The 22,125-nt window shown below is 64.7% G+C and carries 21 protein-coding genes and 1 tRNA gene; 10 read left to right on the top strand and 12 right to left on the bottom strand.

Annotation, left to right across the window (positions count from 1 at the left end; all coding sequences use genetic code 11):
- The first annotated feature begins 17 nt into the window (after positions 1-17).
- From ATK74_RS00105 to ATK74_RS00080, 6 genes are all read left to right on the top strand, one after another.
- A complete protein-coding gene (locus tag ATK74_RS00105) occupies positions 18-1,448 on the top strand; it encodes an MFS transporter (RefSeq protein ID WP_098459133.1) in 1,431 nt (476 codons plus the stop codon).
- 144 nt (positions 1,449-1,592) lie between these two features.
- Positions 1,593-2,204, top strand: coding sequence for a TetR/AcrR family transcriptional regulator (locus tag ATK74_RS00100; protein WP_211283226.1), 612 nt, complete (start codon positions 1,593-1,595; stop codon positions 2,202-2,204).
- Positions 2,201-2,983, top strand: a complete 783-nt coding sequence (locus ATK74_RS00095; protein ID WP_098459131.1) for a patatin-like phospholipase family protein — start codon at positions 2,201-2,203, stop codon at positions 2,981-2,983. Before ATK74_RS00100 ends, ATK74_RS00095 begins: the two co-directional genes overlap by 4 nt.
- Positions 2,984-3,018: 35 nt before the next feature.
- The gene (locus tag ATK74_RS00090; RefSeq protein WP_098459130.1) at positions 3,019-3,771 is read left to right on the top strand and encodes a glycosyltransferase; all 753 of its coding nucleotides are present in this window, start codon (positions 3,019-3,021) and stop codon (positions 3,769-3,771) included.
- Between the two features lie 266 nt (positions 3,772-4,037).
- Positions 4,038-4,982: a tyrosine-type recombinase/integrase gene (locus ATK74_RS00085; protein ID WP_169923659.1), complete on the top strand. Its 945-nt coding sequence runs from the start codon at positions 4,038-4,040 to the stop codon at positions 4,980-4,982.
- Between the two features lie 10 nt (positions 4,983-4,992).
- The gene (locus ATK74_RS00080) at positions 4,993-7,488 is read left to right on the top strand and encodes an AAA family ATPase (RefSeq protein WP_143483508.1); all 2,496 of its coding nucleotides are present in this window, start codon (positions 4,993-4,995) and stop codon (positions 7,486-7,488) included.
- On the opposite strand, the gene ATK74_RS00075 is transcribed toward ATK74_RS00080, so the two are convergent.
- The 3 genes from ATK74_RS00075 to ATK74_RS00065 all read right to left on the bottom strand — a co-directional run bounded on the left by ATK74_RS00075 (position 7,456) and on the right by ATK74_RS00065 (position 10,855).
- The gene (locus tag ATK74_RS00075) at positions 7,456-8,604 is read right to left on the bottom strand and encodes a D-alanine--D-alanine ligase family protein (RefSeq protein WP_098459127.1); all 1,149 of its coding nucleotides are present in this window, start codon (positions 8,602-8,604) and stop codon (positions 7,456-7,458) included. The genes ATK74_RS00080 and ATK74_RS00075 overlap by 33 nt on opposite strands.
- 254 nt (positions 8,605-8,858) lie before the next feature.
- Positions 8,859-9,425: a YbhB/YbcL family Raf kinase inhibitor-like protein gene (locus ATK74_RS00070; protein WP_098459126.1), complete on the bottom strand. Its 567-nt coding sequence runs from the start codon at positions 9,423-9,425 to the stop codon at positions 8,859-8,861.
- Positions 9,426-9,439: 14 nt separating this feature from the next.
- Complete coding sequence (locus tag ATK74_RS00065; RefSeq protein WP_098459125.1) at positions 9,440-10,855, bottom strand: MFS transporter; 1,416 nt, start codon at positions 10,853-10,855, stop codon at positions 9,440-9,442.
- Between the two features lie 86 nt (positions 10,856-10,941).
- On the opposite strand from ATK74_RS00065, the gene ATK74_RS00060 reads away from it, so the two are divergent.
- Together ATK74_RS00060 and ATK74_RS00055 are read left to right on the top strand one after the other, a co-directional pair.
- Positions 10,942-11,391 carry a MarR family winged helix-turn-helix transcriptional regulator gene (locus ATK74_RS00060; protein WP_098459124.1) on the top strand — a complete coding sequence of 150 codons (450 nt, stop codon included), beginning with the start codon at positions 10,942-10,944 and terminating at the stop codon, positions 11,389-11,391.
- Between the two features lie 736 nt (positions 11,392-12,127).
- Complete coding sequence (locus ATK74_RS00055; protein WP_098459123.1) at positions 12,128-12,316, top strand: hypothetical protein; 189 nt, start codon at positions 12,128-12,130, stop codon at positions 12,314-12,316.
- A 6-nt stretch (positions 12,317-12,322) separates the two neighbouring features.
- On the opposite strand, the gene ATK74_RS00050 is transcribed toward ATK74_RS00055, so the two are convergent.
- Both ATK74_RS00050 and ATK74_RS00045 read right to left on the bottom strand, forming a co-directional pair.
- Positions 12,323-13,915, bottom strand: coding sequence for a hypothetical protein (locus ATK74_RS00050; RefSeq protein ID WP_143483507.1), 1,593 nt, complete (start codon positions 13,913-13,915; stop codon positions 12,323-12,325).
- A 207-nt stretch (positions 13,916-14,122) separates the two neighbouring features.
- The gene (locus ATK74_RS00045; protein WP_098459121.1) at positions 14,123-14,947 is read right to left on the bottom strand and encodes an Nmad2 family putative nucleotide modification protein; all 825 of its coding nucleotides are present in this window, start codon (positions 14,945-14,947) and stop codon (positions 14,123-14,125) included.
- A 121-nt stretch (positions 14,948-15,068) separates the two neighbouring features.
- On the opposite strand from ATK74_RS00045, the gene ATK74_RS00040 reads away from it, so the two are divergent.
- The gene (locus ATK74_RS00040; RefSeq protein WP_143483506.1) at positions 15,069-15,893 is read left to right on the top strand and encodes a hypothetical protein; all 825 of its coding nucleotides are present in this window, start codon (positions 15,069-15,071) and stop codon (positions 15,891-15,893) included.
- Here the strand turns inward: ATK74_RS00040 and ATK74_RS00035 are convergent.
- The 3 genes from ATK74_RS00035 to ATK74_RS00025 all read right to left on the bottom strand — a co-directional run bounded on the left by ATK74_RS00035 (position 15,890) and on the right by ATK74_RS00025 (position 18,543).
- Entirely contained in the window at positions 15,890-16,330 is a 441-nt protein-coding gene (locus ATK74_RS00035; protein WP_098459119.1) for a DUF488 domain-containing protein, read from the bottom strand. The two genes, ATK74_RS00040 and ATK74_RS00035, sit on opposite strands and share 4 nt — an antisense overlap.
- Positions 16,331-16,600: 270 nt before the next feature.
- The gene (locus ATK74_RS00030; protein ID WP_143483505.1) at positions 16,601-17,815 is read right to left on the bottom strand and encodes a hypothetical protein; all 1,215 of its coding nucleotides are present in this window, start codon (positions 17,813-17,815) and stop codon (positions 16,601-16,603) included.
- Between the two features lie 65 nt (positions 17,816-17,880).
- Positions 17,881-18,543: a hypothetical protein gene (locus tag ATK74_RS00025; RefSeq protein WP_098459117.1), complete on the bottom strand. Its 663-nt coding sequence runs from the start codon at positions 18,541-18,543 to the stop codon at positions 17,881-17,883.
- Between the two features lie 1,152 nt (positions 18,544-19,695).
- On the opposite strand from ATK74_RS00025, the gene ATK74_RS00020 reads away from it, so the two are divergent.
- Positions 19,696-20,340 carry a hypothetical protein gene (locus ATK74_RS00020; protein ID WP_143483504.1) on the top strand — a complete coding sequence of 215 codons (645 nt, stop codon included), beginning with the start codon at positions 19,696-19,698 and terminating at the stop codon, positions 20,338-20,340.
- A gap of 183 nt (positions 20,341-20,523) precedes the next feature.
- Here the strand turns inward: ATK74_RS00020 and ATK74_RS00015 are convergent.
- The 4 genes from ATK74_RS00015 to ATK74_RS00005 form a co-directional block, all read right to left on the bottom strand.
- A tRNA-Ser gene (locus ATK74_RS00015) sits at positions 20,524-20,611 on the bottom strand.
- A gap of 227 nt (positions 20,612-20,838) precedes the next feature.
- Entirely contained in the window at positions 20,839-21,477 is a 639-nt protein-coding gene (locus ATK74_RS00010) for a hypothetical protein (RefSeq protein ID WP_098459115.1), read from the bottom strand.
- 41 nt (positions 21,478-21,518) lie between these two features.
- The gene (locus ATK74_RS15240) at positions 21,519-21,656 is read right to left on the bottom strand and encodes a hypothetical protein (RefSeq protein ID WP_169923658.1); all 138 of its coding nucleotides are present in this window, start codon (positions 21,654-21,656) and stop codon (positions 21,519-21,521) included.
- 152 nt (positions 21,657-21,808) lie between these two features.
- Positions 21,809-22,125: sigma-70 family RNA polymerase sigma factor (locus ATK74_RS00005; protein ID WP_143483503.1), on the bottom strand; the 317-nt coding region annotated here is incomplete at its 5' end.

Here is a 22,125-nt window from a genome sequence, read left to right as displayed (position 1 = left end):
TAACCGGAAGGAACCCCATGGACACCACGCTCGAACCAATAAAGGAGCCAGTCGGCGCCACCTCGCGCGCCGGCCTGTGGGCGATCCTCGCCGTCGTCCTGATCGCCGACATGCTCGACCTGATGGACTCCACCCTCACCAACATCGCCGCGCCGACGATCGTCGCCGAACTCGGCGGTGGGGCCGGCTTGCTGAAGTGGCTCGGGTCGGCCTACGCGCTGGCGCTCGGCAGCCTGCTCGTCCTCGGCGGACGCCTGGGCGACCGCTTCGGCCAACGCCGGGTGTTCCTGATCGGCATCACCGGATTCACACTGGCGTCGCTGGCCTGCGGCCTGGCCTGGTCGCCGACAGTTCTGGTCATCGCCCGCCTCATTCAAGGAGGCTTCGGTGCTCTGCTGATCCCCCAGGGGCTCGCGATCATGACCGCCGTGTTCCCGCGCGACTTCAAGTCGGTCGCCTTCGCCACCTTCGGGCCGATGATGGCTCTGGCATCGATCGGCGGACCCATCCTGGGCGCCTACATCGTCAACGCCAACTGGTTCGGACTGTCCTGGCGTCCGATGTTCCTGATCAACATCGTGTTCGGCGGCCTGGGGCTCGCTCTTGCCGCGAAGATCCTGCCCCGCATCCCGGCCGACCCCAAGGTCGTCCTGGACGCGCCTGGTTCCGTCCTGCTCAGCCTGGCCGTGCTCGGGACGATTGCCGGCCTGATCGAGGGCCCGGAGCTCGGCTGGGGCCCATGGCCCCTCTCCTTGCTGGCGATCGGGATCGCCGCCTTCGCGGCTTTCGCCGTCCGCCAGGCCAAGGCCGCCAACCCGCTCATTCTCCCCTCGCTGCTGCGCAACCGCGGCTTCACCGCGGGCCTGCTGGCTGGGCTCGGCTACTTCGCGGTCGTCACTGGAATGGCCTATGTCGTGTCGCTGTTCTGCCAGCAGGCACTGCACCGCGACCCGGTCCAGACCGCACTCACCGGCATCGTGCCGATGTCGGTCGGCATCATCGTCGCCTCCTTCATCGCGGCACCCCTGATCGGCAAGCTCGGTCGCAACCTGGTGGCCGCGGGCGTCCTCACCACAGCCCTCGGCGCCGGATGGCTGTGGCTCACCGTCTATAGCAACGGGCTCGCACTGGGAACCTGGGATCTGGTGGGGCCGATGGTGGTCACCGGCCTCGGCATGGGGCTGACCTTCGGCACTCTGTTCGACATCGCCGTGGGCGACGCGTCCCCCGACGAGGCCGGCTCGGCCGGTGGCAGCCTGTCGGCCGTCCAGCAACTCGCCGGCGCGATCGGCTCAGCCGTGATCACCTCGATCTGGTTGGCCTACGGCACCGACATGGCCCACGCCATGCAGGTCTGCCTCATCGTGGTGGGAATCGTCTGCCTGGCCGTCCTCGCCATCATTCCCCTGCTTCCCCGCACGGCAGCCAACGCCGGCCACGGCGAGTAGCGGCCCCAGCCGTCCGAGCGTCGCCGGGGCTGATCGGAGGCACCAGGCCTGACCGACCGCAGCCACCCACGGGAACGCACTGAACTCGAGGCCGCGCCACCGACCTGGTTGACAGAAGTGATAGCTCACTATCAAAATGAGAGTGTGCTATCGGATACCACTGGACCCTTGCAGGCGCTGCGCGCCGACGCCGCCTCCAGCATCGGACGGATCCTCGCGGCTGCCCGCGAGGCACTGCGGCGTCCGGGATCGACCACGTTGAACCTGATCGCCAAGGAGGCCGGGGTCGGCATCGCCACCCTCTACCGGCACTTCCCGAACCGGGAGAAGTTGGCCGAGGCGGTCATGGAGCGGGTGTTCGTCGAGGAGGTTCGTCCGCTGCTCACCGAGTTCTGCGCCTCGGACGCGTCCCGGGACGATCTGCTGTCGGTCGCCGAACGCCTGGTCGACCTGCTCGAGCGGGAGCGCGGCGTCGTCGAGTCGATCGGCAACATCGCCTCGGTGACCAGCGAGTTCCTGGCCCGCGACGAGGAACTGCGCGACACCATCGCTCGGGCGCAGGCCGCCGGCAACCTGCGTCCCGACCTCGATCCCGATGACGTGCCGGCCCTGCTCGCCATGGTCACCGCCGTCCCCGGACTGCTGGATACCGACCAGGGCACTCGCCGGCGCTACCTGAGCCTGCTTCTGGACGGCCTGAACCCCACCCGGGCACAGGAGTTGCCCGGACGCCGCGCGGTCGAGGCGAGACGATGACCACCCCCGGGCTGGGCCTGGCCCTGGGTGGTGGCGCCGTCCTGGGTGCCGCGCACCTCGGCGTCCTGCAGGCCCTCAACGCCCGTGGCCTGTACCCCGAGGTCGTCGCCGGGACGAGCGCCGGCGCCCTGGTGGGTGCCGCCTATGCGTCCGGGACGCCGCTGGACGAGATCGAGGAACTCATGCTGTCCAGCAGCTGGGCGGCGGTCGGTCGACTCACCCTGACCCCGCGGCTCGGGATCCTCGACTCCCAAGCGCTGAGCGAGACCCTGAGCCGGCTGGAGACCGTGCAACGCATCGAGGAGCTGCCGATCCGGTTCGGTGCGGTGGCCACGGACGTGCGGAGCGGCAAGACCGTCGTGATCACCAGTGGATCACTGGCCGACGCATTGCGGGCGAGCGTCGCCATTCCCGGACTGTTCCCGCCGGTGATCCGCGACAACGAGGTCCTGTACGACGGCGGGCTGCGGGCGAACCTCCCGATCGAAGCCGCCCGACAGCTCGGCGCCCGCTGGACCATCGCCGTCCGGCTCAGCCCGGAGTGGGTGGCCGCACCTCCCGGCACCGCCGAGGCCATCGCGAAGCTGGAGCGCGAGGCGTCCACCCTCACCATCCGACCCGACCTGAGGGGGCTGTCGAAGTGGTCTCCTGCGGACGTCCCGCAGCTGATCGAAGCCGGACGCGCAGCCGCAGAGGACGTCCTGCGCAACTTCCACTCGTTCGACACGATCGGCGACCACTTGGTCGCCGGCCGGCTGGCCGACCGCAGCGCCGCTTGACTCACCGTCGCAACGACGAGGAAAGGAGCATCGCCATGACCCGGACTGACCCGATCGCCTTCAGCATCGTGATTCCGACCCTGAACGAAGCGGAGCTGCTTCCCGGCCTGCTCGCCGACCTCGAGGCCCAGGAGTTCCGCAGCTTCGAAGTCATCGTGGCCGATGCCGGCTCGACTGATCAGACAGTGGAGATGGCCACGTCCGCCGGGGCTCGGGTGGTTGCCGGCGGGATGCCCGGGATCGGACGCAACAACGGCGCCCGCGCGGCCACCGGCGCGTTCCTGGTGTTCCTGGACGCGGACGTCCGGATCTCCCGGACGTTCCTGGCCGACCTGCATGAGCAGCTGGAGGGCCGGTTCCTCGACCTGGCCACCTGCCAGATCGTCCCGCTGTCGGACAGCTCGCTCGACAAGTTTCTGCACAGCGCCTGCATGGCCGTGATCAAGGTCGGACAGTACGTCGACCCGCATGCGCCGGGGTTCTGCATCGTGATCTCGCGCCGGCTCTTCGAGCGGGTCGGCGGCTTCGACGAGTCGCTGCGACTGGCCGAAGACCACGACCTGGTCCGGCGGGCCAGCCAGTTCCGTCCACTGCGCGTGCTGGACGAACCGCAGGTACAGGTCAGCGTCCGGCGCCTGGAGAAGGAGGGACGCCTCAAGCTGGCCACCAAGTACGTCGGCGTCGAGCTCTATCGGGGCCTGGTCGGCGAGATCCGCACCGACGTCTTCGACTACGAGTTCGCCAACTTCGCACCCAAGCTCACCGCCGGATCCCGCTCGAAGGGCTGAGCCGCAGCACTGCCTTCTCCTGAGGCTCCAGTTACTCGCTGACGCGAGTGGTTGAGGCGACCCCGAACTGGGTTCGCATCGCGTCCTGCGGCCGGCGTTGTACGTGTTCACCATCAGCCAGTTGCGCCCACCTGTGCGCCAACCGGTACATCCTCGCGTGAGAAGCCATGGCCGTTTCACCTTGTCGCTGCGCGATTGCCGATTGGCGCCCGCGAGAGCAGGGGTCCCCGGTCACCGATCTCAACACATGAAGGATGGATTTGACGATGCAGACCAGCTCCGCGGTCGAGCAGTACCTAGGTTGGTACCGGATGACGAAGGACCCGTCACCGCACACGGCACGCGCATACGACTCCGATCTGACGCTGTGGCTGCGCCAGATGGACGCGGCCATAGACACAACTGAACTGACGGCAGGCCACTTCCTTAGGTTCCTACAGGGGCAACGCCAAGCGGGGCTCACCTCTCGCACGATCATGAGGCGCTCGAGCGCACTCCACGGCTTCTACTCCTGGATGGTGGACCGCCAACTCGCGCAGCCCGGACTGTGGGCGTCGGTCGATATTCGCCCAGGCGGCGGATACACACTGCCCAAGGTCGCTCGCAGCGGTGATCTGGAGACGCTCCACAGCTACCTCCGCAAGCAGCTCCGCCGAACGGGCAGCCTCCACGGCGACATCCGGGAGCAACCTGCCACCGCAACCACGCTGCTGGCTGTCAGCCTGATGCTCGTCACCGGCACGCGCGTGAGCGAGACTGCGACGATCACGTGCAAGAGCATTGACCTCACAGCGGGAGCGGTGCGAGTCCATGGCAAGGGACAACGCGAGAGAGTGGTCTACATCGTTGGCCCGTGGCTGAAGAGGCTGATCGATGAGTACCTCGGGTACCGCGACTCGGCGGGTGTCACTCACCCCTACCTGCTGTTCAACAGCAGCGGGAACCCCATCACGGCCGAGACGATCCGCTGGCGCATCAAGCGCGCCGCCGAGCAAGCCGGCATCGAGCAGCCAGTGACGCCCCACATGCTCCGCCACGCTGCAGCGACCCAACTCCTCGAGGCGGGAGTCGACATCCGCGTAGTTCAGCGACTGCTCGGCCACGCAAGCATCACCACGACCGAGATCTACACGCACGTCTCGGACACCGCTCTGCACCGCGCAGTCACCAACGCCGACGTCCTCACCCAGAGGTTCCTCCACGATAATTGAGGATTATCTGTTGTCCAGCGTCATGCAGGTGCTCGGCTACGACACGGTCGTGCGGGAGTTGTCGGAAGGCCTCAAAACCGCCGATGAAATCCAGCTTCTAACCGGGCCTCCTGGCGTAGGCAAGTCAACGATCGCAAGAGTGGTTGGCTCTGCTTGGCAGGACGCAGGAGGCGTGACTCTCACTGCCGTCGGTGACATCGATCGCAGCGCCTCAACGCTCGCGCCCTTCGGCTACGCACTCGAGAGCCTGCCGCAGGGATGGAGGGGTGCGGTACCAGTCGTGGCTGGCATAGGCCAGATGGCCCTGGCTGCCGTGAACATGGCGGGCCTCGTCGAAGGGCTTGCTCAGGTGGTGGATGGCGCAAGGCGGCTCGGCCCATCCCGCAAGAGGGGACACTCCCGAGTCTTCAGCGATGCCGAGCAGCATGCCCTAGCCGTGTTGGAGCGGGCGTCTAGGAAGCGACCGCTACTCCTGATCGCCGATAACCTGCATTGGTGGGACGCGGGTTCCTTAAAGTTCCTTAGCTCATTGCTAGACGAAGAGTTGCGAGAGTCGTATCCCTTCCTGACTCAGCTTCGCGTGATTGCTGTTGAGACTCTCGCCAAGTATCAAGGCGTTGTCTATCCGCGAGCCCATGACGACGCGCTTGCCGCCAGGTGGGTTCGCCGCCGTGAGCTAGGTGAGATAGTTCCATCCCAGTTCCGAGAAGTCCTGACCGCTTTTGGTGCGCCGGCTGGCACGCCGAGCGAGACGGTGGAGGACATTTACGCGCTGACTGGCGGACACCTGCAGCTGGCTCAGCGGGCGGCGGAGTACCTATCCCGCTACGGGCCCAGCCAACTCACAACCATGAGCATCACAGCCTTTCGGCGAGAGCTGTTCGGCGAACGCGTGCGCGCACTCGGCAATGTTGGTAACGAGCTCCACTCCCTACTGCAGATCGCGGCAACCATCGGGCTCACCTTCCGACAAGCCGAGGTTGTGTGCGCCTACCCCGGCGAGGATGCCGAGGCGCGTCGCCTGATCCGGAGGTGCTGCGATGAACGCGTCATCGAAGGAGGAGCGAGCACATACCGTTTTGTGCACGACATCATCCGCGAGTACTTCCGCGATCCCGAACTGACTGACGGCGTGGAAGTGCATGAGCGGCTAATGGACTGCCTACGGGTCCTCCGGCCTGATGACTATGAGACCCGCTGCATCAACGCACTTCGTGCTGAGCGGACGAAGGAGGCTGCAGTCCTAGGACTTCAAGCGGGCCTCCAGGCCACCCGAGATCACAGCAGGACCCTAGAGGACCTCTCTCCAGAGGTCCGACAAGCCATTGCTGATGGCGGGCTAGCTGACGCGCTCAGTGCACTGGTGCAGGCAACCATCGCTCTCGGCGCCTACGAGTTTGAGAAGTGCCTTGATCTGGTCGATCGCGTTCCACGAGGTTTGGCACGCTCGGTCAATGCTGAGGCGGACTGCATAGCTGCGGCGTGCCTGATGGCCACTCGGAGTGAGGTGAACCGACGGTCTGGCCGGGAACTGTTGCACTCCTGGCGGGGTATCGAGTCAGAGGAGTTCGACCTGGGTTTTCGGCTTATGCGCCACCTCCTTTACGGCCTCGCAATGACCACAGATAAGGGCGAAGCTCGCGCGCTTGAACGGGATCTCCGAAGCCGTCTCGAGAGTCGAGTTGGCTTCGACGAGAGCGCTGGTGACCAACTCCACATCCTCGACAGAAGCGCCGGTGCAGTCGAGCAGCCGGATATCGCTCTCCGCCGTACAAGACGCGCCGCCGAGTACTTCGCGCCGCGTGACGAAGAGTCTGTCATTCGGAAACCACTTGAGTACTACCGGTGCCTCCTGAACTATGGGGCGAACCTAATCTGCAACGCTCGCTACGACGATGCGATCACGGCGCATGAGAGACTCGTTGCTTTGATCGACGACTTCGAACCGGGGACCTTCCCGAGGGTGGACTACGCGCACGGCAATCATCTGCTGGCCAGCCTCCGCGGCGGCCGAGTCACGCCGGGTGAGGCTGCCTCGCGTCAACGAGAGATCATCGCCGTGCACGGCAATAGAGAAGACCCCTTCTATCTTCATAACGCCTTCGCCGTGTACCTAGCACTCTCCGGTGACCTCGATGGTGCGCTTAGTCAGTTCAAGATTCTTCGCAGTCACCTCAATGCCACCCGCACAAGTCCTGAGCCCAGCATGGTCTACCTTCTCGGCAGCAACGAGACCGCCGTTCGGTTTTTAGCCGGCGAAGACTTCGATGTACTGCGGGTGTGGGACGGCCTTGGGACAACGCTCTCCGCCATCGCCTACACCACCGTCAGCTTTCTTGAACGTCGGCATCTGTTTCTACGCGAGAGCTTCACGGAAGCGAGCCTCACGCCGAGCGAGTTTGATCGGTATGTGATCGACCGCCATCCGGTGGAGTTCGGCCCGTTGTGGGACAACTACGGAAGAGGGTTCCGGCTACCGGAGGTGGAGCTCTGGCGAGACTCCTGAGGGAGTCCGTATGCCCGATGCTGGCAGACTGGCGGCCAGTATCGCCCGAAGGAACTCCTCGTGAGTGAAACCCCAGTGCGACATTGACGCGAAAGCCGAGCTGCCCCTGCTCAGGCCCGGGGACACTCCGACGTCGAAGATGAAGGGGTTCCCCGACTCGTCGACACGGAAGTCGATCCGGGCGAAGGCATCCAGCTCTAGTGCGATGAAGGCCCGGAGTGCGAGAGAGTGAAGCCGTCCGACAAGGTCTTGGTCTGTGAGCGCTTGGTACGTGACTCCGCCAGACATCAGGTTGTCATCAATCGTCATGACTGCTTCTGGATCCAATGGTGCCTTCGCAAGGACTGCGACAACGGGGGGAGTACCCATCAACTCGGGTGTCGCGAGTACGGGAACGCAGACTTCTTGCCCCGCGACGAACTCCTGCACGGTCACGGATTGACCGATCCGCTCCGCGATTGCCGCGACCCGGTTCGTGCTGGTCGAGTCAGCGAGGAAGATCGACTCGTCCGTTACGCCAACCGACCACGACTCGTAGGTCGACTTCGCAATGACCTTCAGGCCCTCTGTGGGTGAATGGCCGCCGGCCCAGCCGGTTTCCTTGCGGTAGTGCCAGGTGCGAGGCGTGGGCAGTCCCAGACTGCTCAGCAGGCTCAGATAGTGGAACTTGTGGCGACCTAGCGCACAGGCGTAGGCGTTCGAGTTGGCGCAGAGGAACCCGTATGAATCTGCGACGGCGGGCACTAGTGCCTTGCGTCCTGGCATGAACGCGTCGTGCGCGATCGAGCCTTCAATGCCGTTGTAGACGACCTTCATGCGCCGCTGGAGTGAGCCGAGTCGGCCGGATGCCGCAGCACCGATGAACTCCCGCTCACCCTCGAACAACTCTACGTAGGCCCCGATGCTGCGGAACGCCTCCACCGTCTGCCTCAACTGCTCATCGGATACGCATCGCTGAGTGAAGAACGCTCGCTCAAGACCGGGGCGCTCCCCCGCGCGGCTCGGCCGATCGTAGACGAGAAAGAGTGCAAGCTCGGGTGCTTCACGCTCCATCCGCCGGATAAGGGCCTTGACCGCCGCCCGACCATCACCAGCGGCTTCATTGTTCGCTGACAACAGATAATCCTCAATTATCTAGTATTCGCTTGCTCTCAACTATGACACGCATGGGTAATCGGCGGTGAGAGTTTGGGCCAACTCTCACCCTTGTCAGCACCGCCTGCCCTCCCGCACACCAAGGGGCACTGAGGGATACAACAGCCACGCCTGACTGCAGGCGATGAGGCGACAGTGCAGCTAGCGGAGATGAGTGCGCGCACCCGACTCGAGTGATCGCAGGGTTCCTCGCTGGCGAACGTGATTGTGTGCCGTCAGCGGATCTCGTAGGTCCCGTCCAGACGGGCGCGGGCGATCACATGTCCAGCCATGGCCTGGACGGTGTCGTCCAGGGTGAACGTGTCGGGCAGATCGATCTGCTGGTCGAGGGCGAACAGCTGAAACACGTAGCTGTGCGGGCCGTGGGAGCGAATCGGCAGCGGACCTGAGTAGCCGCGGCGACCGAGACCGCCCTTGCCGTGGCGGAGTCCACGGACGGGGCTGGGGTGAGTGAGCCCGTTCTCCGGGATGCCCTGGGCAGTGGGGTCGATGCCGAGAGTGAGGGCATGCGTGGCCGGTCGGCCGAGAGGCACATCGGGGTCCTGAACGATGAGGACGAGCTCCTGAGTGCCCGCCGGCGGCGGAGTCCAGGTCAGGGCCGGTGAGATGTTGGGTCCGCGCATCCGTCCGCGATGTCGGGGCGGGATCGGAGTGCCGTGGTCGAAGGCCGGGCTGGTCAGCACGAAGGTTCCGGGTGCCTGCAGTTCGGGCGTGGCCCAGGCGAGGGTGTGGTGTCCGGCACGCCGCTTGCGGAGCAGGACGCCTAGGGGGTTGACGGGCATGAACTGGCTTCCTTCTAGGCGTGGGACGTGGTGCCGGCGTGGCGGCGGAGGGAGCGGTCGAAGACCGTGAAAGCGACCGCGATGAGGCTGACCACGATCATGATCGCGCCGATGGTGCGGACGCCGCTGTCGGTGGCTTCGGTGTGGAAGACGATGCCGGCGATGGCCGAGGACGCGATCGAGCCGATGTAGCCGAACGTCCGCAAGAGGCCGGACGCGACGCCGAGCTGCTCGGGTGGCGCCTCGAGGTAGAGGGCGAGTTGGTTGCCGCTGGAGGCCGTCCCCAGCACCACACCGAAGACCACCGTGATCGCAATGATCCACGCGATGTTGGTGTCGGAGGTGAGGAAGGCCACGCCGATGGAGCCGATCAGGCTGGCGACGGCCGCGACAATCACCGGCCCGCGGACCAGGTTGCGCTTCGAGATCGGCGCGACGATCACCCCGGAGATGACCCCCATCGGCAGCAGGAGCAGTCCGACGCTCAGCGCGGACATGCCGCGCGCGGCCTCCATCCATTGGGTGACGCCGTACATGACCACGTAGACGCACAGCCCGACCAGGGCGAAGCGGATGTAGGTGCGGGTCAGGGCACCGTTGCGGACGAGCAGTCGCACGTCGAGGAACGGGGACGCGGCGCGCAGTTCCGACAGGGTCAGTGCGACGAACAGGACCACGGCGGCGGCCAGCATCGTCCAGTTGGGGTTCTGCAGGGAGAACAGGAATAGCAGCAGCGCGATCGTGGCCAGCCCGAAGCCGATGATCCCGGCTAGGTCGATGCTGGACAGCACGCCGCGGACGTTCCTGCGCTCCTGCGGGACGGGGTCGCGCGGGATCCAGATCAGCGTTGCGGCTAGGGCGATCAGCGCCGCGGGGACGTTGATGAAGAACACCCAACGCCAGCCGATGGTCTGCACGATCACCCCGCCGATCGGCAGGCCGAGCGCTGCGGTGGCCATCCCTGCGATCTGCAGACCACCGAGCACGCCGCCGGGCGGCTTCTCCATGCCGGTCTGCGCGGCCCGACGCTGGATCAGCATCATGGCGGACGGGTAGGCACACGACGTCCCCAGCCCGATCAACACCCGGGCGGACAGCACCATCGCCAGGCTCGGCGCCACTCCCCCCAGCACGCCGCCGAGCAGCACGAGGACGATCCCGACGACGAAGACCCGTCGGGCGCCGAACACCGCGGCCAACTTGCCCGCGGTGGGCTGGGCGATCGCGCTGGCCAGGTAGAGGGCGGTCACCAGGGAAGCGGTCTGCCCGATGGGGACGCCCAGTCCGGTGGCGATCGGGACGAGCGCCGTGGCGATCATCGAGCTGTTGATCGGGTTCAGCGCCGAGCCAATGAACAGCGGGGTGGTGAACCGCCACGAGAACGGCTTCTCCATCACGGCTGACCCTGCAGCGGCGGTGGGTGATGACATGGGTAGCTCCGAGGAAGGCATCGGTGGTTGGCGAGTCACGATGTTTAGGTGTACTAAAGATCGTCTTTTAGGTATGCTAACGATCTATGGAGACGGAAGCAAACGGAGTGGACGACGCCCTCGACGGAGGTCTCGGAGGCCAGGTCAGGTCCACGGTGGGACGGCTCTATCGCCGCTTCCGCAGCGAACGTCCCGAAGGCAGCCTCGGCGACACCGCCCTGGACGTGCTCATCTGGCTACACAAGCACGGCCCGCAGACCCTGACCGAGCTCAGCGAGTACGGCCAGGTCGCGCCGGCGTCCATGAGCCAGAGCGTGAACCGACTCACCTCCGCCGGCTACGCGATCCGCACCCCCGACCCGAAAGACCGCCGCAAGGTGCTCTTCCGCACCACCCCCGAAGGCGACGACATCGCCGCGACCACCCGCACCCAGCGCCACGCCTGGCTGGACGCCCAACTCCGCGCCCTCAACGCCGAGGACCAGCACGCCATCGCCCACGCCTGCGCGCTGCTGAGCACCATCGCCGACTCCTGAGGCTCAGCGGCCGATCCGAGCCGCCGCGACCGCCCTCGCCCGGTTGATCAACGATTTCCGTCCGGTGCCTCACTCTGCCGCGATGCGCGACCTTCACGTCGTCGCCGCCACCGTCGCTCAGACCGCCTAAGCCCCAACCCTGACCCGACGGCCCTGGACTACAAGGCCTCCGGCTCACCACGGCGCAAACAGGTCGCCGCAGACGCGGCGGGAGTATGCCCAGGTCACAGCGACGGACCCCGCCTTGCGGTCGGATGTGGGGCAGCACTCAGGCACCAACTAGCGCACGATCCGCGGCGACCCCCTAGCCGACCGGCCAACGAAAGGGTACTTGCCAAGCCCAGCCTCTGCGGTGGACGATAACCGCAGCTTCTGTAGTTGAAGCAAGACGCGAGCCGACGCACGACGTCACACTGGAGCACTTGGTGCAATTTCTCGAACTGCAACACGCGGTTCGCCTACGTGGCGAACCGCGTCAGGTATTGCAGGATGCTCACATGGTGACTGTTGGTGCGTATCAGGAACCGCAATTAGTCCGAGTTGAGTTGAGCAGCGACACACTCGCCTTCTCCCCGCGACACATTCGCGTCGCGGAACCCGCGCCAAGTTCGGCAGGAACGGCCACTCAACCCAGATGTCCGGTGTGGTCGCATGACCGAACGGCTACTGGCACCGGGGTCGCGTACCACCACCCGCGCGGTTTCATGTCGGTGTGCCCCGGGGAAGGGAACGACGCATGACCCTCGATGAGCCTGTGAAGGACCTCAAGCCAACCGAGGTGTTCACTCTGCGTGAGCTCACCAAGGGGGTGGGCGACCCCGCGACTCGCGCGAAGCTTGAGGCTGTATACCGCCGCAACCTTCGGCGAAACCGTTGGCTTGTCTCCGATATCGCCATGGTGAATCCAGAGGCCAAACCGCTCTAGCCTCCGTTAGGCACCCAGCGCGCGGTCAATCTCACGCAGCACTTCGCCCCGACTCTTGGCTGGAATCTCCTTGTCAAGGATCAGTTCACCTGCCTCCTCCAGCCACGGCATCGCTCGCTGAATGCGATCAAGGTTCCTTTCCCTTAGCGAGCTCTCGCCATGGCCGGGACCCGCTTTCACTCCCCATGTGCTGGAGACGACGACAACACCCACGGGAACTGGCCCATCACCCTTGCCATCATGCCAAAGGGGCATTCCAAACGACGTCTTCCATCTCCCTGGCGCGTCTGCACCGGCGGCGTCCAACTGCGGCGAGCCTGCGCAGAACACCCGAACCGCGAAATATGGACTCTCAAGCGAGATAGTGTCGCGACGCATAAGCTCGTGGTCGCGCCAAGTCCCAATGGAGGCCGCCCAAAGTGCCAGTTCGCGCAGATGGTTCGGGCTCCATCGCGCCCATATCTCAATCTTCAACCCTTCGTCCGGGCTGGCGCCAAGCTGGAAGCGCACCATCTTCAGATACCTGTCAAGAATGTCGTGGTGGAACGCCTGGGCTGCCGAGTCATCACAGTGCCCGGACCAACCCCTCCACCAACGCGCCAACCGTTCGTCGTACCTCCGTCGGTACCTTACGGTTTCAAGACGATCCACGTCGCCGCGCATGAGTGCCCAGGTGCTTTCGAGAAGCAGTTGCGCTACTTGTGAGTAGAAGTCCGGATTGATGGCGGTGAGCGCCAGCGCAGCGAGCCGGTCAGAGCTAAGCGCCTTTATGCCGTGGCGAACACCTGATGACGCAAGCCACTCCGAGCCTTGATGCGGCAGGATCGCATAGCGCGGTTGCAGGCCCTCAGAGCTTGAAGTAGCTATCAAACTCGAAACTAGTGGCCCGTCGCTTACTGACGAGCCCACTATCAGCAGTCGCGCAGACTCAATGCACTCAGTTAGGAACGCGGACGTGCGGGCACTCGTCATGCTGTAGGTAACCTCACCTACGACTGGAATTCCGACAGGGCGGTCGCCGTAGGGCACCGATCCATGCAGGTGCACACACGTCAGTGAGCCCGGGCTAGTGACGTTGCCGGGAAGGCCCTCGCCCTCGCCTAAGACCACCACAGGGTTCAACACCACCCGCGGAGCCAGCCCTTCCGACTGAAGATGCAACTCCTCATAGAGATAGCTGTCGTAATTGGGAGTGACAAAAAGGACTGATCCTCCTTGCCACGCAATCATCGCGGCCCACATGCTCAGCGCCTGGAGCAGCATTCCGGCCATCATGCGGCGCGGCCCATAGAGAATCGAACCAAGATCAGCTTGCAGATGACCAACCCAATTGCCCTTGTCTCGCCACTGATACAGGGCTTCAGCCGCAGTTGCCGCACGCTCGGGTCCGAGGTTCGTCACCCAATCAGAGACATCCTCCAGATTGGCATCCGTCTCCTTCCAGAACTTCCCGAGCAACTGCTGAACCAAGTTGCTCCAGCTGACATCCGTTCGGTCGATCGTGGCGCCTAGTCCCACGTAGACAACCCAGTGGTCAGGAGTACTGAGATCACGAATTCGAGCATATGTAGATTGTCTGCGGAAAAAGTGCTCGTTCACCTTGCAGCCCTAGAACGTGAATTGACTGGGATCACCAGGGTAGCGGCAACATTGAGCGGGGACCGATGTTGCGGAGCCACGAAGCTACTCGTGTCGCCCGGCGATTCAGGCAACGTGTTGGCCACTCTTGCGACACAGTCCCATTCCACTAGCCGCCCCTGCTACTGAGCGCGTGGCGTTGCTGCAAAGGCGGCCAACGCGATCAGCTCACAGTCTCGTCGCAAGAGCGCGGGTCCCGACGCCAGTTGAGCGATGTCTGTCGGAGTCGGCGTGGATCGTTGCGCATCCGCAGTCGCAGCTCGGCTGGTCGCCCGCGACGAAGCTCACCCGCCTCTCTGGATCGTCGAGCAGTTCAGCCCACTCCCCGTTGAGCAGCGCCTCTAGCTCGGCGATGGCCTCGGCGCCGTGATTCGAGCGATGCCCCCTGCCGCGGTGCAACTTCCCCTCGATCGGCAAGTAGGGCGCGTCCGGCCCGAAGTAGACGAAGTGATCCGACACCAGGACGTAGCGTCCGCCGAGGTCGTGCCACTTGTTGCCCTCGTCCTCGGCCTCACCGTTGGAGTGCGCGGACGGGGCCAGCTGGCGCGCGGTGGCCGGATCGTTGCCGGTGTAGATCGCATCCCCATGCCAGGCCGGATCAACGGACGTGGCCGGCGGCGTCCGCATCGGACGCTTCTGCGGATACTCCCGGTGGTACGACTCGAAATCGAGGACGTCGGTGACCTGCATCACGAACACCACCGACCGATGCGGACGACCCCGCAGCCCAACACCGGCCAGCCCGACCACCCAGATGTTCTGCGCTCGGATGTAGCCCGGATCTGACCTCCGCAGCTCAGTGATGTCGGCTCGTCCCGACTGACGCAGCAGCCGTCCGCCAATCGCCCTGCGGATCGCTGGCTTGCAGCACGCCAACGTGCAAACCCCGAAGAACGGATTCGGCGCAAATCCAGAGTCAGTCGCCACCACATAGCTGAAGAGCGCGTCCACCCGGTTCGGGTTCGCCGGACCCGTTCGGGCATCGTCGGCCATGTCCCAATATTGACGGAACGGGCGCCGCCGCGCGGTGCGGCGCCCGAGGTTCCTCTCCGAACTACCTGACGCGGATCCCGCATTTCGACATTATGGGTCTCATCATGATCGAAGGAGACGCATGACTGCTCAGGCAGCCCAAGGAATGGTGCAGGCCCGCATCCTCATTACCGCGAAGACCTACCCGACGCCGTCCGAGAGGCACCTCGAGACAGTGTGCACAGCCGGCGTGCGTCTTGACACGCCGCAGCCGGAGTGGGTACGGCTTTACCCGATCTCCTTCCGCCTGCTCGATTACGATCTGCAATTCAAGAAGTACCAGATTGTGGAGGTCCCGATACGCTCACGCGGCGCCAAGGACATCCGATCAGAGTCGTACACCCCTGACATCTCACGCCTCATCTCGGGCGAGGTCATCGATTCGCAGCGAGGAAAGTGGACTAGGCGTCGCGAGATGCTGGGCTCTCTGGTGGGCGCCACCACAACCTGTGCGTTGATCAGCGCTAACAAGAACCTTCCACCTCATACTCTGGGCCCCTCGCTCGGCCTAGTCAAGCCTTTGAATCCGCAAGTGAGCGTCACCAAAGGGAAGCCCTGGAATCGAGCACAGCAGCAGAAAGTGGCCCGGGCGGCAATGCCAACGCTCTTCGATGAGGATTACGTCCGCAATGAACTCGAACCACAGCCCTACGACATGCGGGTTCGGTACTGCTGCACAGATCCAGCCTGCAAGGGGCACGACCAGTCGCTGATCGACTGGGAGGTCGGACAGGCTGGTCGTACCTGGTCGCTTCGTTACCCAGCGGACGAGATCCCCGAACGCCTGCGCGCAAAGTGGCAGGGGCTCTTTTCTGAAGACAAGGATGCCCACCTTTTCGTTGGGAACCAGCTACTACACCCTCAATCCTTCATGGGGCTTGGCGTCTGGTACCCCCGGAAGACCTAGACGCAGGTCAGCTCCACTGGCATCTCCTCGGCAATGACGTCCGCGACTATTCCACGGTGACACTGGGAATGGTCACGTTCGAAGCACAACAGAGCCACAGTGCCCTCATCGAGGAGTTCAGTCACGTGGTGAATCGCACCCATAGCCTCATCCGACTCAAGTAGTTGCCGGTACAGCATCCGGGATTGAGTGGAGCCGTGCCGAAAGGCCTCACGGTTGTCTTTCGGGTTTCCGAGCTCTCTGTGATGTACGTAGCCGATCCCGGCCGCGCCAAGCGCGTCACGGAGGGCCGACTTGGAGAGCCCTCGCTTCCTGGATATCGGGGTCAGACGGACGTCGATCAGCACCTGAACATCGCAACTCTGAAGAGCGCGCACGAGTTGGCTCAAGTCCCTGCCCTCGTAGCCGATGCTCACAAGTTGGGGAGGTTCGCTCATGTAGTCATTATGACGCAAGACGGCGGTGCGAACTTGTCAGACTGGGGACGACAGCCTCGCCACCCGACCGGAGGCCGTCCACGCCAACCGACGGCCGAGCTCGCGAGGTTGACACGAGCCCGCCACAGGGGCCAAACGACGCTTCTCATCGAACGGCTGTGATTCACCTTGGCGCCCGCGTGTCCACCCAAAGAGCCAAAGACATCCGGCCTCAGCGCGCAGCCGTGAGCCGATTGATGCCCGGGGAAAGGCCCCGTCTCCAGGAGGTCTTCATGCCGTGAGGGCCTTGCTGACGGCATCTGGTATCTCCGCCGCGGAGCGCAGGAATGCGGCGAGCCAACGACGGTGTCGCTCGCCAGATGCGAGATCGTGGCCGCAGATTTGTAGAAGGTCCGGTGCAATGTGTCTTCGCTTCACCAATCGCTCGTGGATCACTAAGTCGATATGGCGGGGCAACTCACTCAGCGTCGACTCTTCTGCGAGTCGGTTGATCAGTTCGACAAGTTGCTCAGTCCAAGGTGGGGGTGCGGGCTCGAAGGCACCGACAGACTCCGCCTTCAGCGTGGCATCAGCACCAGCAGCCGACAGTGCCCGAGCAACATACATGTCAACTGCTTTCGATAGCGTTCGCATCGCGTGAGCCGGAACGAGCCCTTCGGCCAAGCGGTCCTCCACCTGCTGGCGCCAATCTCGGGGGTCGGTTGAGCGAGCCAGACCTACCAGCATGACGATCTGGAGCCCGAGCACAGAGATCGCTTCCGCGTACAGCCAACGCAGCGCCGCCTGGTCGTCATCGTCGAGCGTTGGCGTCCACCACTTTCGAAGCTCGGCGATGATCCCGACGCAGCGCTTCGTTGCCTGCCACGGAGAGACGAACCAGATCTCCGACCGGAGCGACCAGAAGGCGCGCTCGAGAACTGGCTCCTTCTTGACTGCGAAGTGAGTGGATGCAGTCGCCTGCCATGCTTCCGGGCCCTGGCTTCCAGCATTCTGTTGCATCTCAGCGAGGTCTCGTTGCTCCCATCTTCCTAGATCGCCGGTGCTAAGCGCGGCGACGTCGAGCGTCCTAGCAAGGTCACGAACTCTCTCGGACGGTGGCGTGGCGGTCAGCAAGATCGCGTGGTCAGCGCGGACAATTCGCTGTAGCCCAGCCAACCAGATGACGCGGTCCAGTGGCTTTGGGGCCGACTTCCCGGTCCCGCTCTTCGCCTCCCCGATCAACTTGACGGACTTCATCTGCGGGGTGAACGAGTACGCCAGAAGATCCAGGTCCGTAATCAGCAACGGATCCGGATAGTAATGGCGCTGAAGGTCGACCCCAGCCCTTACGTAACTCCCCTGCCAGAAAGCACATTCGGGCGAGCCGCATCTCAAGCTCGGCGCCGGCACTGAGCTTCGCGGGAGCTGCATGCTCAAGGCGGCGACCCGTAACGCTGGCTGCAGCGGGAGCTCGATGCCCAAGCCGAGAAAGGTGTGAGCGACCACTGCCTCTCGTTCCAGCCGAAGCGCCACCGGGGGCAACCAGATCATCCATTGGCAAGGAGTTCTGCTCAGAAGTCGAATCGGGCAGCACGCTGGGCCTCCTGTCGGGCTTCTCGAAGCTTAAGTATCGCTGCGCCGGTGATCTCGTCGGCCTCCCGCTGATCCCCAATCTCTGCTCGGTCCGCCTCTGGCGTCTTCCAGTTCGACGGGGGACGCAACGGCTCTAGCGAACCCCTCACGCCTGAGTCCGCGGATTGTGATGCTTGGAGCCAAGCAAGGCCACCCTCAATGATTTCAGTCTTCACGGCGTCCAGATACGCCCGCCCGCCGGAGCCAGATCGTACAGAAACGATTCCGTGGGCCTCCAGCAGGTGATAATCGGTCGAGATGTTCGTTGCTGGACCGACAGAGCCCCGATTCACCAGCGCATTCACGAGAACGGTGGGGCTCTGGATACGCCCCATGCTCGTCGCTGCCTTCTCGTGACCGTAGAGAATGTGGGCAACGAAGAGCTTCCGCTGGTGCAGTGCTTCCGTTGTTAGGAGACGGTCGTCCTGCGACTCCTGGATCGGCGAAAAGACGTACGTCTGTGGTGAGGCGCCGGCAGCGCTGGACTTCACCGTGACGGCCTGCAGGAGCCCTACCTTCCGAGCAGACTTGAGGATCGAGGAATCGAATGCGCCATAGCTGTTGAGCGCTAGCCCCGGCCTGGCAGATGCCAACTCGCACATGCCGAGCAACGAGTCTCGCTCGCCGTGGGCAGCGACCGCAGAAAGCCCGCAATGTCGACTGCCTGCGCTCCGCCTCCCCAGACATTGGGGTTGTAGACCACATCCTCGCCAAGCGCCGCCGATAGCACCTTGCAGTGATCCCCGAGGCGAGCGTCAGAGCAAGCGCTGCGTCGGCGACTTCATCGACATAGCCTCTCCGCGAGATCTGGTCCGCTGCTGTGACCGGGTCAACGGTGCCAACTAGCGATCTCGGTGCTGTGAAGAACTGCCTGCTCCAACTCCCGTAGGATTGTATTCGCTCAGCACGCGGAGTGCTTGGTCGATTACTCGTCCGCTTAGGCCGACGAACTCCTCGATCGAAGCCAGCCTCCCGTCGACACCCAGGAGTAGTCGACTAGCATCCGCCGCTTGAGCGTGGGCAGCACTTCGTGCTGAGCCGATGCGAGCCTATGCCCGCGAGGGTCGCAAACTCGATGGCCATATCAGCGCTGAGGCCGCTCCAAAGCCACGGAGACGAACGGCGAAGTCCATGGCGTCCGCGGCTGCGATAGCTGCCCCCAATTTGGCCTTGACCACCGGTTCGTTAATGGCCGCGAGCTGCTTGTGCACATTAAAACAGAGCCCTGCCCAACCTCGCGTCGTGGTTGGTTGCGGCGGTGGGGTGATCACAGAGGACATCTTGCCCTGCCGACCGCCGCATGCGCTGGATCTCGTGCCTTCAGGTCGCGAGTGGGGTGCGGGATGTGGCGATTACCCGCTCGATGCGAGCGGGTAGCACTGCGTCCAAGGTTCCCAATATGAACCTGCCGAGGACCTCGGCATACACAAAGCGGCTCGTCACAAAGTCCTGAACGACCGGCATGAGTCTGGGAAAGCCGCGGTGCGGAATCTCAAGCGGGCTTCCATCGGACCGGGCTGAGTCGAAGGCCCTACTTCCGACGGCACGAAGAGCCCTGGGTTCCTGCGACCGGCCCGGCGTCGGGTCAGCCACCACACGGGCGACACTTCCCAGGCCAGCGAAGGTGGCCAGGTCGGCCTCGGTGCACGCACCGAGTTACCACCGCTGCGGACGCCGCGCGATGCTTGCCCGGGCTGCGGGGCGAGCTCTGACACCATCGGCCCAACTCCCCGTCCGCTGGCATTATGTGGATCGTGGACCTGAACCAGGCAGCAGCGAACTTCCGTCGCGCGATCGTGCACGCCGACAACCTGGTCTCTGTGCACCGGCATGCCGGAGGCGGCGGGCGCGGGCGTCGCACTCAAGAGACCTCGATCAACCGGGCGGTGGTGGTGATCACCGTTGCGACGTGGCAGGCTGCCGTCCAAGACATGGTGTTGAGCTGCGCAGCAATGTCGGAACCTCCAGCGGCGGATCCATTTCTGCCCGCTTACAAGGTCATTGTCGGCCGGGTTCAGTCGGAAGTGGGCGCCTTCTCCACTCCGAACGCGCAGAACACGCGTCGGCTTCTCCAAGGAGTGGGTTTCGACCCGCGGCAACACTGGGCTTGGCGCCAGGCTGGTGGTCGCGGTCAGGGATCGATTGCCGTGCAACCGTCTGATGTTGAAGCCAGGATCGACCAGTGGCTCAAGGTGCGTCACGCGATCGCCCACGGACATGAGCACCTTCCAGCGGTCCGTGTTCTCCAGTCAGTTCGTGCTTCCGCCAGCCCGCTCGCGGATCCGCCGCTCCGTTTGGTCGACGCCGAGCAGTGCCTTGTGTTCTTCAAGCGCGTGGTCGGGCTCACCGGTGATGCTCTCGCCTCACATCTCGGTGCAGCAGCGCCGATGTGGGCCTAGGCCCCCATGGGCGGCTCTCGCCGGCACACCCTGCGTGGGTTGCTGGGGGGCGGATCAGTCCTTGCGTGGAGGCGGGCGACTGACCTGGCCCGGTTGCGATTGGGACAACCCCTCCGCGGATAACAGCTGGGCCAGATGCCTGAAACGCTCCTCCCGTGGTCGGAGCACGCCTCCCTAGCCAACTGGCGGAGGATACGAGATTCGAACTCGTGAGGGCGTGAACCCAACCCGCTTTCCAAGCGAGCGCCATAGGCCTCTAGGCGAATCCTCCGTCGGCGATGATACCGGCTGAGCGGCGGAGAACTCCAACCGAGCGAAACCCCTGGTCAGACGGACGCCCTGAGCCCCCAGCCCACCCCAGCGCCCGCCGACGCTCGCAGGTGCACCGATCAGACCCCTACTCGGGGCGCGGAGTCTCCGTGTAGGTGTAGCCACGGTCGTCCCGGTAGGTCACTGACGTCACCAGGTTGCCGGACTGCGGAGTGCCGATCGCCATGATCACGTCCCAGCCGTCCAGGTGGTACCGCTGCGAGTGCCGGACGCCGGGGCCAGCTTCGTCCGGATGATCGTCGAACCGTGGGGCACCAGGCACACCTGTAGGGACTTGGTCGGCCCCATGGCGGGGTCAGGGGCGTCACAGTCCAGCACGAGCGCCCCGCGCCGGAAGGAGTTCACCATGTCGTTGATCTTGTAGCGCAGAACGGTGTGCGTCTGATCCAGGTAGAGCCAGCCGTCGAGGCCACCCAGCGCCACATGCACCTGCGACAGCCGCTTGCCCGTGCCGTCGAAGTGCTCCCCGGACGGGCTCTCCCATTCCAGCCGGTCGATCGTCGGAACTCGACCGTCGTCGTAGTAGGCCACGTACAAGGTCGCATCCACCCCGGGCAACGGCTCATAGAGGATGCCGGGGGTGTCATCCCAGGCGAAGCTCATCGGCGCCCAGAGGTGGACTGCCCGGTGGGCCAGCACTCCGATCCGCAAGTGTTGCCCCAGGTCCGAGGCGACGTCGAAGGGCCGATCTGCGGTGGCCTCACCCGTCCAACTCTGCAGAAGCGCCCCGGAGGGGCTGTACCGAAATAGCGTCACCGTCAGCCCGCCCGCGGACGGCACCGCCGATCCCTCCACCCGGGCAGTCACCCCCGCATTGGAGGACAGCTCGATGCGCGCCCGGTCCTTCGCTAGCGGGACGGGTCCTCCGTGTCCACCACCGACGGGGACGGCGTGGCGACCACCGGGGCCGACCCGTTCGGGCGCAGCGGCGCCAGGCCCGTCCAGCTCAGCCAGCCGACCAGGGCCAGTGCGAGCCCACCGGCCACCGCGCGGACCGCCGGACGCGCCGCAGCCGCTCTCCGGGAGCGAACAGCGCCTCCGCCTGAACGGTCGGACGCACCGGCTCCGCCACCGCAATCAGGCCATCCCGCAAGCGGGTCTCCACTTCGTCCATCACCGTTCCCCCTCTTGATCGGGGTCAGTTGCTCACGCAGCAGGCCAGCCCGCGCGAGCAGGCCGACTTCACGGTGCCCACGCTCACCCCGAGGGTGCGGGCCACCTCGGGCTCAGTCAGATCGTCGAAGTAGCGCAGCACGATCACCCGCCGCTGATGGGGCGAGAGCGTCCGCAACAACCGGACGATCTCGTCCCGATCGTCGACGCCGGCCTCGGCCGAGCCGGACGCCGCGAACTCGGTCAGCTCGACCGACTCCGGGCCACGGCGCCGCCACCGATCGACGCTCAGATTCACCAACACCCGACGGGCATAGCCGCGGGCATCGTCGGGACGGACCC

Source organism: Propionicimonas paludicola, from assembly GCF_002563675.1.
Taxonomy (GTDB): domain Bacteria; phylum Actinomycetota; class Actinomycetes; order Propionibacteriales; family Propionibacteriaceae; genus Propionicimonas; species Propionicimonas paludicola.
This window is presented reverse-complemented; position numbering and strand designations above follow the sequence as displayed.